Below are 13,595 nucleotides of genomic sequence, written 5' to 3'. Positions count from 1 at the left end.
AAGGAAACACCATGACTGCTCAGGAAGTTTGGTTCATCACCGGCGCCGCCCGCGGAATGGGCATCGATATCGCCGGCGCCGCCCTCAACGCCGGCCACGCCGTTGTCGGCACCGCTCGCGACGCAGACCGCGTCACCGAGGCCCTTGGTGAGCACGAAAACCTGCTCGCTGTGTCACTGGACATCACCGACGAAATCGAGGCCAGGGCAGCCGTCGAAGCGGCTGTGGAAAGGTTTGGCCGGATCGACAGGCTCGTAAACAACGCCGGAAACTTCTACGCCGGCTTCTTCGAAGTCATCAGCCCGGACCAGTTCCGCCAGCAGATGGAAACGAACTTCTTCGGACCCGTGAACGTCACCCGGGCCGTGCTGCCGGTCATGCGCGCCCAGCGCAGCGGCCATGTCATCACCTTCAGCTCCACCGCCGGGCTCACCGGCCAGGAATTCGTCGCCGCGTACTGCGCCTCGAAGTTCGCAACCGAGGGCTGGATGGAATCCCTGCGCTTTGACCTGGAGCCCTACGGCATCCACACCACCATCGTCGAACCCGGTTTCTTCCGCACGGAACTGCTCGTCGAGGGTGCCTCCACGATCTGGCCCGAGGTCTCGATCGATGACTACGACCAGCGCACCCAGGGCACCATCGAGGCCTGGAAGGGCATGAACGGCAAGCAGGGCGGAGACCCCGCCAAACTCGCCGCCGCCCTCATCACGATCGCCGCCCAGGACCAGCCGCCGCTGCGCTTCCTCGCCGGCGCCGACGCCGTCCAGACCGCAGAAGACAAGGCACGCTTGCTCCTCGAACAGGCCAACGCCTACCGCGAACTGTCCTCCTCCCTCGCCCACGACGACGTCCTGACCCGCCAGTAATTCCCCTGCCCGGGCAGGGAACCGAGAAAAGCGGGGTGTGCATTACGTATGCACACCCCGCTTGGTCACCTTGGTACTGGCCTAGGTGCGCGATTCTGCCGAGGCAGTTCCGCAGTTGGGCTCCGATCAGCCGAGGTCCGGGATCAGCAGCACTTTGCAGGCGTCCCCGGTGAGTAGTTCCACGGCTTCGTCGATTTGGCTGAGTTTCATGCGGTGGGTGATGAGCCAGTCGAGGTCCAGCCGGCCGGAGTCCAGCAGCAGCAGGCTTTGTTCCCAGGTTTCCCAGAGGCGGCGTCCGAAGATTCCGCGCAGGGTGATGCCCTTTTTGTTGATGTATGCCGCGATGTCGACCTCGGCTGGCCGGCTCGGGTGGCCAACGGTGATGACGGTAGCTTCCCTGCGGACGGCTTCGAAGAGTGTTCTCAGGGTACCCGGGGCTCCGGAGCATTCGAAGGCGACATCGAAGCCGCCGCGACGGCCGGTCAGCTCGCGGCATCGCTCAACGATGCCGTCGTCGGGGTGCAGTGCGATCGCGCCGAGCTTTTCAGCCTGCGCACGCCGGTAGGGGTTAGGGTCGACGGCGATGACATGGGAGGCTCCCATGAGCAGTGCCAGGTTCACGACCACCAGGCCGACCGGTCCTGCGCCGCTGACGAGCACGGCCCGGCCTGCAACGGAGTAGTCGGCGCGCTGGATTGCGTGCACTGCGACGCCGGCTGCTTCGAGCAGGGCACCGGATTCAAGGGACAGGCCGGTGGGGAGTTTAACGCAGATGTCTTGGGGCACGGCGGCGTATTGGGCGAAGACGCCGTCAATGTGCATGCCCAGGATGCCCGTGCGTTCGCAGGTGTGGGCATCTCCTGTGCGGCAGGGGAAGCACTGTCCGCAGGTGAGGTGGCTTTCGAGGGCTACCTGGTCACCCACGCGCAGCCCGGTGACACCGGCGCCGACCTCGACGACGGTGCCTGCGCCTTCGTGGCCCAGGATGACCGGGAGGTTGAGGTTGAAGGCCTGGGCGGAGGGGGTCCATTCATACAGTTCCCGGTCGGTGCCGCAGAGGGATGCGGCACCTACTTCGATGACAACTGTGCCTTCTGTTGCTTTGGGGTCTCCGGCGTCGGTGACGTATTTGACGCCTCGTTCGGCCGCGGTTTTGACTACTGCCCGCATGGGGGCCGCCTTTCATTGGTTCTGGTGATGCGTGGGAATGCTTGGATGGGTATCAGTCGTGGAGTTGGCCGGCGAAGCGGCGCAGGATGTTGGTGGGGCCGACCTGTCCGCCTTTGAGCAGCAGGCGGCATCCGGCGATTCCGGAGCCGCCGTCGGCTTGCAGGATTGGGCCTGCGGTAACGAACTGGTCGGAGACGCGCAGTTCGCGCACGCCCATGGCGATGAGTGCGTGGCTGGAGGTGTCTCCGCCGCACACGGCGATGTCGCGGGTGAGGCCGGCTGTGGCCATGCGGGCGGCGATGCCTCCGATCAGTGCTCCGACGTAGCCGGCATCAGCCGGTTTGGCGGCTCCATAGCGAGGATCTCCAGGACCCCGGGTGGTGTGGACGATGACGTTCCGGCCCTTCTGAAGGGCTGCCGAAACGCGCTGGTTCAAGGCGGCTACAGCCGCGGTGTCATGCGCTTGCAGCAGCTCGGCAGATACGGGCACGTCCTCCCAGCCCTGCGAGATGGCGTCCTTGATCTGCTCTGCGGTGGTGCTGGAAGCAGAGGCGCTGATGGCCAGTACGGGTCCTGATGGCTGCTGCGGTCCAGGTGTGCGCGGAGTGTGGTCCGAGATGGACCGCGCCAGTGCTGCCATAATGCCGCCTGATCCGACGACGATGGAAGGCCCGTGCCCGTGTCCTTCCCGCGTGAGTGCTTCGGCGACGGCGTCCATGTGGCGTTCGTCCACGGCGTCCACGACGAAGGCAGGTGCTCCGGGCTCCCGCCGGCGGTCCGCCCAGGCGTCCTTGAAGGTGCCGTCCTCATAGGCGGGCAGGTGGATGGCACCGGGAACTTCCCCGGTGCCGAACTGTTCGGCCAGAACCTGGCGCAGGTCGGCCTCGGCCATGGGGGTGGACGGGTGCCGGGACATGACCGGGTGGCGGTCCAGCCGGTAGATTTGGCCGGCATGGGTCGCGTAGTGGTTGCTGAAAGCGGTGTAGCGGCCAAAGGCTGGCTGGGCCGGAACGACGGGGATTGGGCCGTGCAGGGCAAATTGCTCATGAAGCAGCTGGATTCCGCGACCGATGCTGCCGACCGTGACGGAGCTGTCGAAGGTGGAGCAGACCTTGTAGAGAAGCACCTCCAGGTTGAGAGCGGCGATGCCGGCGAGATCCCTGCGTACCAGGTTGTCGAATGCTGTCCCGGCCAGGGATCTGGAGGGTCCGGCGATTCCGACGACGTCGGCATCGACGGGCAGCGGCGCGTCGCCAATGACGAGGACAGCTTCAAGACCGTAGCGGTGTGACTGGGCGAGGACGTCGGCGGCTCCGGTGAGGTCGTCTGCGACGAAACCGAAAGCGGGCATGTCAGGCACCTTTTCTGAAGGTTTGGACTGCGTGCAGGAGTGCATCGTCTCCGGATTGGGACAGCTTTTCCGCTGCCGCCTGGAGGGGTACGCCGTCCACGGCGGCTTCCCAGGCTTGGCGCAGGCTTCGCACTCCGGCCCCGGGGCCGTCCGGGTGGGCGGCGACACCGCCGCCGGCGAGCATCATCAGGTCAGTGGAGCCAACCGCGTCGAAGGTGGGTCCGGGGGTGGTGACGTTCTGGCCGGAGGACAGCACGGGCAGCGGTGCGATGGTCCGTCCGAGGGGTTCGAGCAGGCTGCGGATGTTCGCGGCGACCTCTTCGTCCAGCTCATAGAACTTGCTGCCCAGCCCGCTGGCGTGCAGGTGATCGGCGCCGGCGAGGCGGGCCATCTGCTGCCAGACCCGGTAGTCCATGCCCAGGGCCTTGGACCGCATCGAGGCCGCCAAGCCTGCCCGGTGACCGTGGATCGGAACCTCGGCGAAGCTGCGCAGCAAGGCCAGGGCTGGCAAACCCATCACCGGGATGTTCAGCATCACGCACCGGCCGCCGGCTTCAACGACCAGGTCGTGGCGCTTCTGCAGTCCCGCCAGGTCACCGGTGATGTTGAAGGCATACATGGAGGAGTGGCCTGTAACCTGGTCAGCGGCGCGGATTTCTTCGGTGGCTACGGCGACCCTGCGCTCCAATGGCAGGTACGCGGGGTCGGTCATCAGCTCGTCGTCCTTGATCAGGTCGATAGAGGCCATCGCCAGGTCCCGCACGACTAGCCGGAATTCCTCTTCCGACAGCCCGACGTTGGGCTTCACGATAGTGCCGACCATGACGCCCTGAGCGTCGCTGATGAGCTTGCGCGTCCCCTCGATGCCGAATGCCGGGCCGGGGTGGGCGGCGACGAAGTCCTCGGGCAGGACCATATCCTGCAGCCGGCAGGCATAAAGATCGCCCAGTTCGAAGAGGTTGCCGGCAATGGCGGTCTGCAGGGTGGCCAGGTCCGTGCCGACGTTCTCCATTGGGAAATCGACGGTGACAAGGGCGGCCCGGACCTTTTCGGGAGTTGTCCGGGACGGCAGGGAGGGCCGGCAAAAGCCCAGCTCCTGAACATCCGAGATGCGCGCGGCGTGGCGCTCCCGGATTCGGGCGGACTCGCCGGGTACCGGCAGGAACGTGCCGCTGGACTGCTCGCCCGCCATGATGGCTGCGGCCTTTTCAGGGTCAATTTCGGACTCTAGGTAGTAGGTGCAACGCACCGAGCGCGGGTCGCGCATGGGTTCTCCGTCCATGAAAGGGATGTAAGGGCTGGCTCAGAGTGAGCTGGGGACGACCGGATCGGCCGGCTGCAGGCCTCCGGCCCGCTTCAGTGCCCAAGAGGCGACGATCGGGGCGAGTATCGCTGTCACGAGGACGGCTGTAGCGGCCTGGGCTGAGGCGGAGGCGACAAAGGGTTCGAACCGCGGATCGGCTACGGCTACTACAGCGGGTACGGCAACGGCGTTGCCTGCTGTGGTGCCGGCGGCGAACCCGATGCCGCTCTTGAAACCGCGTTTCAAGACGTACCTGTATCCGAGATAGGTCAGGCCGCCGGTGAACAGGACCACTATCAGGCCGAGGAAGATCCCGGCGAATCCGCCGGTGAGCACAGTCTTCAGGTTGATGCCGGTTCCAACGGCGAAGGACATGAAAGGGATGACGATGTTCGGTACGTGGTCCAGGGCCTTCGTCCATTCCCGGTCGACTGCACCGATGATGAGGCCGATGATGAAAGGAATCAGTGCCGCGGCAAAGGCGAGCACCGGGATATCCCCGAGCCCGGATGCGCCCAGGAAGATCAGGGCCAGGAACGGCCCGTCATCGAAAGCGCTGGCCACATAGGCGCCGGTGTCCCGCTCGTCGCCGTACTGGCCGGCAAATGCCAGCCACAGGGCGCCGTTGCTGTTCCCGAAGATTGCCAGCATCGCCAGGATTGATACCCCTGCGATTCCTTCGATGCCCACCACCAGACCGAGGATCACCGCGATCGTGGCCGGGATCAGGGTCTTGCAAACCAACACCACGGTAGTGGTGGAGGCGGCGGCCTTGCCGCTATGGCTGCCGGTGATCTGGGCACCCGTGGCCAGGATCAGCACGGCAATCAGCGTCAAGGCCCCTTCCTTGAACAACGCGGTGGTGAAGCCGCCGATCTTCAGGGCCTCGGGTGCGAAGGTGTTCATCAGCACGCCCAGCATCAGCGGGATCAGCATCATGCCTGCGGGAACTCTTTGAAGGAAGGCAAACATCGGCACGCGGGAGCGACCGGTCCTCAAATGCATTTGTGTCATTACCTGACCTTTCATACGCCTTTGTATCTTTCAGTCGCCGGACTTTAGTCCGTACAATTAGTACGTACATTACCTGTGGCTTGTATCACCCGTCAAGCAGGAGATGCCACGACTGCGGGCTATGATGTGCTCGAGCGGCAAAGGAGTCAGTGTGAGTGTGCAACCAGCCGGGGCAGAGCCCCGGGAGCGGGCTAACGGCTTGAACCGGGAGGAGGGGCCGCCCCTTCATGCGCAGATCCGGGACATCCTGCACCGGCAGATACTCGAACGGCCGCTGCTCCCCGGCTCCCCCCTTCCGACCGAAGAGGAACTCCAGAAACAGTTCGGTGTCTCCCGCAGCGTGGTACGCCAAGCGTTGTCCGGACTGTCCGATCTCGGACTGATCCGCCGCCAGCGCGGCCGCGGCAGCGTCGTGGCCGCCACACCCGTCCTCCGCCGGCATATCCAGCGCGCCGGCGGGCTGGACGAACAGGCCGCCGCGCACGGCCAGCGCCTGCGCACCCATGTCATCGCCGTCGAACATGAAGCCCCGCCCGAATCGGCTGTCGAGGCCTTGAACACCACTAACACGTGGAAAATTGAACGGATCCGCTACCTGGAGGAGGTCCCGGTAGCCTTCATGAGGACCTGGGTGCCCCGCGACCTCTTCCCGCACTTCACCAAGGAACGGCTGGAAAACGCTTCACTGCTCGGCCTCATGCGAGAGCACGGGTATCACCCGGCAGGCGGTCCCAGACAGGTCCAGGCCGTGGCAGCAGATCCTGACCTGGCACAAATACTCAACTCCAACATTCGCGAACCCCTGCTCCTGCTGCAAGGCGTAACCCGCGACGCCCTCGGCCACGGCCTTGAGTGGTTCAACGTCTGGCACAGCCCCAACACCGTCTTCGACGTTGACGCGCAGGTGACATCACAACCCGGACGCGTATCCCAGGAACACATCCTCCGGCTGCGGAACCTGACACAGCAACTTGAATCCGAACTAGCCGATCTTGAACGAGGCGCACGCTGAAGGACCGTTTTTTCGTTGCTCCGCTAGCAGGCAAAAAACTCGCGTGAACGGCGGCCGGATGCCGTCTCTGCCCGTGCGTCCGCCCGGGTCGGGACGCCCCGGCATCGACATCACTGCGTGCCACCCTGGCGATGAACGCACGGCAGGTCGAGAGATGGATGCGGGCAACTCCACCCTTGCACCTCTAAGGCTGGAGCGGGAGAGTGGAGCATGCAGTGCCAAGCACCAATAACCAACCCCAGATCCTGGGGTGGCTGTCGTCTTATTGATTGCAATAGTGACTAGCGATAGAAGCAAACAGCGGGATAGGAGAAGACTGACGTGTCTGAGCGTGGCAGCGAAAGTGAGAACCCGGTAATTCCCTCTCCGACTCCGAAGCCGAGTCGGCCCAGGTCGAACCAGGACTGGTGGCCCAATCAGCTCAACCTGCAGGTGCTGCATCAGCACTCGCCCCAGGCCAACCCCATGGACGAGGACTTCAACTACGCCGAGGAGTTCAAGTCCCTGGACCTCGAGGCGTTGAAGCGGGATCTCATCGAGGTGATGACCACTTCCCAGGACTGGTGGCCCGCGGACTACGGCCACTATGGTCCCCTCTTCATTCGGATGTCATGGCACGCCGCCGGCACCTACCGCGCCGAGGATGGCCGCGGCGGTGGCGGCAGCGGGGCGCAGCGCTTCGCTCCGCTCAACAGCTGGCCGGACAATGCCAGCCTCGACAAGGCCCGCCGACTGCTTTGGCCGATCAAGCAGAAGTACGGCCGGAAGATTTCCATGGCCGATCTGATCGTCTATGCGGGCAACGTCGCCATGGAGTCAATGGGGTTCAAGACCTTCGGCTTCGGCTTCGGGCGGGAGGACATCTGGGAGCCAGAGGAGGTCTTCTGGGGCCCTGAGGACACGTGGCTGGGGGACGAGCGCTACAGCGCGCCGGGAGATTTTAAGAGCCCTCTCGCTGCCGTTCAGATGGGCCTCATCTACGTGAACCCGGAGGGGCCTCAAGGCAACCCTGATCCGCTGGCCGCAGCGCACGACATCCGCGAGACCTTCCGCCGGATGGCGATGAACGACGAAGAGACGGTGGCGCTCATTGCTGGCGGCCACACATTCGGCAAGACACACGGCGCGGTCACGGCGGAGCATCTCGGTCCCGAGCCGGAGGCTGCACCCCTCGAGCAGTTGGGCTTCGGCTGGAAGAACTCCGCTGGCACCGGCAACGGCCAGTACACGCTCACGAGCGGGCTCGAGGGCGCGTGGACCAAGGAGCCGACCAAGTGGGACAACGGCTTCTACGAGAACCTGTTTGAATACGACTGGGAGCTTACCGAGAGCCCCGCAGGCGCGAAGCAGTTCAAGCCCACGAATCCCGAGGCCCAGGGCACGGTTCCCGATGCCCACGACCCGTCGAAGCGGCACGCTCCCATGATGCTGACCACAGACTTGGCCCTGAGGCAGGATTCGATCTACGGGCCGATCTCGAAGCGCTTCTACGAACACCCCGAGGAACTCGCCGACGCGTTCGCCAAGGCCTGGTACAAGCTGTTGCACCGCGACATGGGCCCGGTGACACGTTACCTCGGCCCCTGGGTCCCGGAGCCGCAACTCTGGCAGGATCCCGTTCCCGCCGTCGACCATGAGCTGATCGGTGAGGGTGACATCGCGGCGCTCAAGGCCAGGATCCTCGATTCGGGGCTCTCCATCTCCCAGCTGGTTTCCACGGCGTGGGCATCGGCGTCAAGCTTCCGCGGGACGGACAAGCGCGGCGGGGCAAACGGGGCGCGCATTCGCCTTGCCCCGCAGAAGGACTGGGAGGTTAATGAGCCTGCCGAACTGGCCAAGGTGCTGCAGACCCTCGAGCGGGTCCAGCAGGACTTCAACAGCTCCCTGTCAGGCGGGAAGAAAGTCTCCCTTGCGGACGTCATCGTCCTGGGCGGATGCGCGGCCGTCGAGCAGGCGGCAAGGAATGCCGGCGTCGAGGTCACGGTCCCGTTCACACCGGGACGAACGGACGCGTCCCAGGAGCAGACGGACGTCGAGTCCTTCGCAATGCTCGAACCGAAAGCCGACGGCTTCCGGAACTACGTCCGCGCCGGGCAGGTGCTCCCACCCGAGACGCTGTTGGTGGACCGTGCCTTCATGCTGAATTTGACGGCACCTGAGATGACGGTCCTCGTCGGCGGGATGCGGGTCCTGAAGGCCAACTCGGGGCAGTCCGACCACGGACTGTTCACCGACCGGCCCGAGGCGCTCACCAACGACTTCTTCGTGAACCTGCTTGATATGAGCACAGAGTGGAAAGCATCCGCCTCCGACGAAAGCGTCTACGAGGGCCGCGAGAGCACCACGGGCGAGCCCAAGTGGACGGCGACAGCGACTGATCTGGTCTTCGGGGCGAACTCGCAGCTGCGCGCTATCGCGGAGGTCTACGCCTGCCATGACGCGAAGGAGAAGTTCGCCCGCGACTTCGTCCAGGCATGGGACAAGGTCATGAGCCTCGACCGGTTCGACCTCGCCGCCGTCTGAATCCGTTCTTATGCACTCCCGGCCGGCAGGCTAAAAATCGGTTCGGAAGGTTTGTGGCGCCAAAGAACTGCCGCGCCCCGTTGGTAGGGGCTGCGGCAGTTCTTTGTTGTGCAAAACCTGCCGGAAAACCTGCGCGAACGACTTGTCCGCATAGTTTTACTCATCTAGAGTAAAACTATGTTCATGAGCGCAGACGAGATGTTGGAGCAAGTCGAGACCGCCTCGCTCGCCGAGGACATCTTCGGGCCCGTGACGCACGAGGACAAGGCCCTCCGTTCGGCCAAGCGCCTCCACCGCGCCTACGCGAACCACCTTCACCCCGATCGCGCGGGGGAGTGCGGGATTGACAAAACGCGCGCCACAGACGCGTTCGCCAAGCTCGGCTTGCTTTATGAGAGGTGGGCCAAGGCATGTGATGCCTCCGCTTCCCGGGCGACGGCCCGGAACATGAAGGCTCCGTCCAGGATTACCTTGGCCTCCAAATCCCGTGCCTACATCCTCGGAGACCTAATCGCGAAGGGCACTCTGGCAAACCTATACCGGGCGGAGTCCGCCACGGGCCCCGTTGTCGTGAAGATGCCCCGTAACGCCTCCTCGTCGAAGTTCATCGAAGCCGAGCGCACTGCACTCGCCGCGCTGCAGGCCATGGTCGCTGACGGCAACGCCTGGCTGGGTCCCTACTACCCGCGGCTGCTGGACGCCATGACGCACCGTGCCGAGGGCACATCCGAACAGCGTAAGGTAAACGTCCTGGATGATCTGGGCACTGAGGCCGGGTTCTTCAGCCTGTCCGAGGTTAAGGAGGCCAGCCCCGACGGCCTCGATGGACGCGACTGGGCCTGGATTCACCGCCGCCTCCTCACTGCAATCGCAGGAGCGCACCTCGCCGGAGTGGTCCATGGCGCGATCCTGCCGGAAAACGTCCTGATCCATCCCGAAGGCCACGGCGTGGTTCTGGCGGGGTGGTCCTTCGCCACCAAGCCCGGGGGAATGCTCGAAGGCCGAGTCCAGAGCCGGAAGGACTTCTACCCGCCCGAAGCGGTCGAGGGCCCGATCTTCCCCGAGTCGGACATCTACATGGCTCACGCGCTCATGCTCTCGATGCTCGCCCCTGGAGAGCGGCGCCAGCGGGCCTTCGCCGACGGCTGCATGCAGGGTGAACCACGCATGCGCCCCGACGCCGCAAGCCTCCTGCAGGAGTATGACGAACTCGTGGAGGAGCTATATGGGAGGCGGACCTTCCGCGTTTTCCCGTATGTCCCCGCTACCGCCCGCAGGACGGCCTGAACGAAAGGAACCAATCATGGGAGCTGGAAGCTGGAGCGACCAGACGTACCGCGCGGCGGCGACTTTCCGTGCCAAGCAGGGTGTGCACGCCTTTGCCTATGACAGCAAGCTGCGCTCGCGGCCACGCAGCGAGTGGAAGGCCGACCCGTCACTTGACCCGAAGGGCGTGAAGATGCGCGAGTCCCGTGACTCGGACGAGCACCCCAACAGCCTGCCCATCGCGGTCCTGTTCGATGTAACCGGCTCCATGGGCGAAGTCCCGCAGATTATGCAGAGGCAGCTCTCCAAGCTGCACGGCCTCATCCAACGCAAGGGCTATGTGAAGAACCCGCAGATCCTCTTTGGCGCCATCGGAGACGCGGACACGGACTTCGTTCCGCTCCAAGTCGGCCAGTTCGAGTCCGACAACCGCATGGACGAGCAGCTGCGCACTATCTTCCTGGAGGGGAACGGCGGCGGGCAGAAGTCCGAGTCGTACGAGCTGGCGGCATACTTCATGGCCCGGCACACCGCCACCGACGCGTGGGAGAAGCGGGGCCACAAGGGATACCTGTTCATCGTGGGCGACGAACTGAACAAGCCCAGCCTGAAGGCCGCGCACATCCGGTCGATTATCGGCGACGATGTGCAGGAGGACCTCGACGTCGCTTCGATTTACCGCGAACTGCAGCAGCGATGGGACGTCTTCTTCATTCTCCCGCGCAAGACCTCCTACTATGACGACGAACAGGTGAACGCCCACTGGCGGAGCATCCTGGGAGAGCGCTTCTTCAAGCTGGAAGATCCGGCCGCGGTCTGCGATCTCATTGGGGTCACCATCGGGCTCCTCGAAGACGCCATTGACCTCGATGAGGGCCTGGAGGACCTGAAGGAGATCGGCAGCACGAGCGGCCACGCCGTTGGCAAGGCCCTTGCCACAGTCGACGCCAGCAGGGTCGCGGTGGCGACCACCGCTCTCCCTGGCGACCTCGACGGCCGCGACGACCTCGCCTGACTGTCACACCGGGCAGTCGGTCCCGGCCGCCAGCCCTTGCGGAAGGAAGCACATGCGCCAGCATGAGCAGCGGCACAGAATCGTCGTAGGCCTCGGTTTCGGGGACGAGGCGAAGGGCAGCACCGTGGACTACCTCTGCTCCCTCGGCGGTGTCTCCAGTGTGGTGCGCTTCAACGGGGGCGGCCAGGCGGCCCACAACGTGATTGCCGACGGCAAGCACCACACCTTCCGGCAGTTTGGCTCCGGGACCCTCGCCGGCGTCCCCACCTTCCTGAGCCGCTTCTTCCTCATAAACCCGTGGCAGCTGGCCGCGGAGTCGGAAGATCTCGGCGGCCTCGGCGTCGTCGACCCGCTCGGCTTGATCACAGTGAGCCCCGAGGCCCTCGTGGTAACCCCGGTCCACATCGCCGCAAACAGGGCCCGGGAAGATCTCCGAGGTGCCGACCGCCATGGGTCCTGCGGGCTCGGGATCGGCGAGACGGTCTGGTACGACCTCGCCACCCGTAAAGGGCTGGCGGCCGGGGCGACCCTCTTCGACATCATGGCCTTCGTGCCGACCACCGCGCCAGCCCTGCGTGTGAAGGACTGATTCGACCCGCCGGCCCTGCGGGACCGGCTCATGGCCCTGACCGCGTTCTATGCCCCGCTGATCGCCGAGGGCTGTCACGAGCACCCGACGGTGCGGGAGATGGCGCTCGACCTGATTGAGTTCGTCAGGGCCGTTAAGGTCCGTGACGACGCCGGGTACATCCGTGCCCTGGCGTTGGACGGCTCGCTGGTCTTCGAGGGGGCGCAGGGTGTCCTCCTGGACGAGTGGAGAGGCTTCCATCCTCACACCACCTGGAGCTCCACCCTGCCGCTGAATGCCCAGGCGCTCCTTGCCGAGGCAGGGCAGCCGCGGGCCGAGGTGATCGGGGTCCTGCGCACGTACGGCACCCGTCACGGCGCCGGGCCGTTTCCGACTGAAGAACCAGCCCTGGCGGCAGCTCTGCCCGAGCCGCACAACGGCGAGGGCCGCTACCAAGGCGCTTGGCGAACCGGTCATCTCGACCTTGTGGCGCTGCGCTACGCCGCCGAGGTTTGCCGGGAGCACGGCGGACTGGACGCCCTCGCCCTGACCCACTTGGACACGCTCGCGGCACAGGAGGGGAACGTGCAGGTTGCCCTCCGGTACGACGGCATCGCCGATGCGTTCCCCCTCGGGGACTATCAGGACCTGGCACACCAGGAGAAGCTGATGATGTTCGCCCAGACCGCGGCCCCGGTGCTGGAGCCTCTGATCGCGGCGGAAGTACTCGGGCTGGTGCAGGATGTGCTCGCCGCGCCGGTATTCATTGTCGCCCATGGGCCGCGCCGGGAGGAGAGAAGGACGCCTTAGTCGGTCCACGCCCACACGGCGCCAGGGCGGCCGGTATGGCTGGGAGCGGTTTTCCCGTCAACCTGCTCAAGCCCTTCGAGGGCGGCCAGCCTGCGGTTGAGGTTGCCGCGGTTTGGCTCCCTCCCCGTGAGCGAGGCGGTAATCCGGACGGCGGCCCGAACCGGGAACGTCGGCCCGGTAAGCGCACGGGTGAAGTTCAGGTCGTCCCAGAGCATGCGGGCAAGCAGCGGCTGCGCGTCGAGGACGATGCGGTTGTGGTCGAACGCCAGTTGCGGGGGAGCATCGATGTCCACCCATTGGGCGGTCTCCAAGATGTGGGCGTCCGCCCGGATACCGGCCCACACGGCGATGGAGAGTGTTGGCCCGCGCGGGTCTCGGTTCGGCTCGTCGAAGGTGACCAGCTGCCCAATGCCGAGCACGTCACGTTCCTCGAGGCCAGCCTTACGGAGGGCTCGGATGGCGGCTTCAGTGATCCTTTCGCCTCGGCCGAGGAGGACGCCGGGAAGCGCAAGACTACCTGCGAACGGCTCGGATGGGCGCTCATGGGCGAGCAGCTGAACTCTCTCCCCGTCCTGCTGCAGGCGCAGGCCCAGGACGTCGACAGAGACGAGGGACGACGCATGCTGCCGTACCTGTTCATTCATAGTTCTACTCTAGTGGACTAGAACTGTGGCAAAAATGCAGCCATTGAATC

At 65.1% G+C, this 13,595-nt stretch carries 10 protein-coding genes and 1 pseudogene; 6 read left to right on the top strand and 5 right to left on the bottom strand.

Annotated features, from left to right (window positions below):
* Positions 1-11 precede the first annotated feature (11 nt).
* Complete coding sequence (locus tag ACIP90_RS02955) at positions 12-869, top strand: SDR family NAD(P)-dependent oxidoreductase (RefSeq protein ID WP_400576707.1); 858 nt, start codon at positions 12-14, stop codon at positions 867-869.
* A gap of 126 nt (positions 870-995) precedes the next feature.
* On the opposite strand, the gene ACIP90_RS02950 is transcribed toward ACIP90_RS02955, so the two are convergent.
* From ACIP90_RS02950 to ACIP90_RS02935, 4 genes are read right to left on the bottom strand one after another with little or no spacing between them, the layout of a single operon-like run.
* Positions 996-2,039, bottom strand: a complete 1,044-nt coding sequence (locus ACIP90_RS02950; protein WP_400576704.1) for an alcohol dehydrogenase catalytic domain-containing protein — start codon at positions 2,037-2,039, stop codon at positions 996-998.
* A gap of 52 nt (positions 2,040-2,091) precedes the next feature.
* Complete coding sequence (locus ACIP90_RS02945) at positions 2,092-3,390, bottom strand: four-carbon acid sugar kinase family protein (RefSeq protein WP_400576702.1); 1,299 nt, start codon at positions 3,388-3,390, stop codon at positions 2,092-2,094.
* 1 nt (position 3,391) lies between these two features.
* A complete protein-coding gene (locus ACIP90_RS02940; protein WP_400576786.1) occupies positions 3,392-4,657 on the bottom strand; it encodes a RuBisCO large subunit C-terminal-like domain-containing protein in 1,266 nt (421 codons plus the stop codon).
* 36 nt (positions 4,658-4,693) lie between these two features.
* Positions 4,694-5,707 carry a 2-keto-3-deoxygluconate permease gene (locus ACIP90_RS02935; protein WP_400576699.1) on the bottom strand — a complete coding sequence of 338 codons (1,014 nt, stop codon included), beginning with the start codon at positions 5,705-5,707 and terminating at the stop codon, positions 4,694-4,696.
* 151 nt (positions 5,708-5,858) lie between these two features.
* Between ACIP90_RS02935 and ACIP90_RS02930 the strand changes: the two genes are divergently transcribed.
* From ACIP90_RS02930 to ACIP90_RS02910, 5 genes and pseudogenes are all read left to right on the top strand, one after another.
* Positions 5,859-6,719, top strand: coding sequence for a GntR family transcriptional regulator (locus ACIP90_RS02930; RefSeq protein WP_400576696.1), 861 nt, complete (start codon positions 5,859-5,861; stop codon positions 6,717-6,719).
* 321 nt (positions 6,720-7,040) lie between these two features.
* The gene (gene katG / locus ACIP90_RS02925; protein WP_400576693.1) at positions 7,041-9,242 is read left to right on the top strand and encodes a catalase/peroxidase HPI; all 2,202 of its coding nucleotides are present in this window, start codon (positions 7,041-7,043) and stop codon (positions 9,240-9,242) included.
* Positions 9,243-9,425: 183 nt separating this feature from the next.
* The gene (locus tag ACIP90_RS02920; protein ID WP_400576691.1) at positions 9,426-10,529 is read left to right on the top strand and encodes a hypothetical protein; all 1,104 of its coding nucleotides are present in this window, start codon (positions 9,426-9,428) and stop codon (positions 10,527-10,529) included.
* Between the two features lie 16 nt (positions 10,530-10,545).
* Complete coding sequence (locus ACIP90_RS02915) at positions 10,546-11,523, top strand: hypothetical protein (RefSeq protein WP_400576690.1); 978 nt, start codon at positions 10,546-10,548, stop codon at positions 11,521-11,523.
* Between the two features lie 52 nt (positions 11,524-11,575).
* Positions 11,576-12,901 (top strand): annotated as a pseudogene (locus tag ACIP90_RS02910) (adenylosuccinate synthetase).
* Here the strand turns inward: ACIP90_RS02910 and ACIP90_RS02905 are convergent.
* Positions 12,898-13,545, bottom strand: coding sequence for a hypothetical protein (locus tag ACIP90_RS02905; protein ID WP_400576688.1), 648 nt, complete (start codon positions 13,543-13,545; stop codon positions 12,898-12,900). The pseudogene ACIP90_RS02910 and the gene ACIP90_RS02905 overlap by 4 nt on opposite strands.
* Positions 13,546-13,595: the final 50 nt, after the last annotated feature.

It is taken from the genome of Arthrobacter sp. NPDC093139, assembly GCF_044754165.1.
GTDB lineage: Bacteria > Actinomycetota > Actinomycetes > Actinomycetales > Micrococcaceae > Arthrobacter.
The sequence above is the reverse complement of the archived record's forward strand: the minus strand, read 5'-3'. Positions and strand labels throughout refer to the sequence as shown.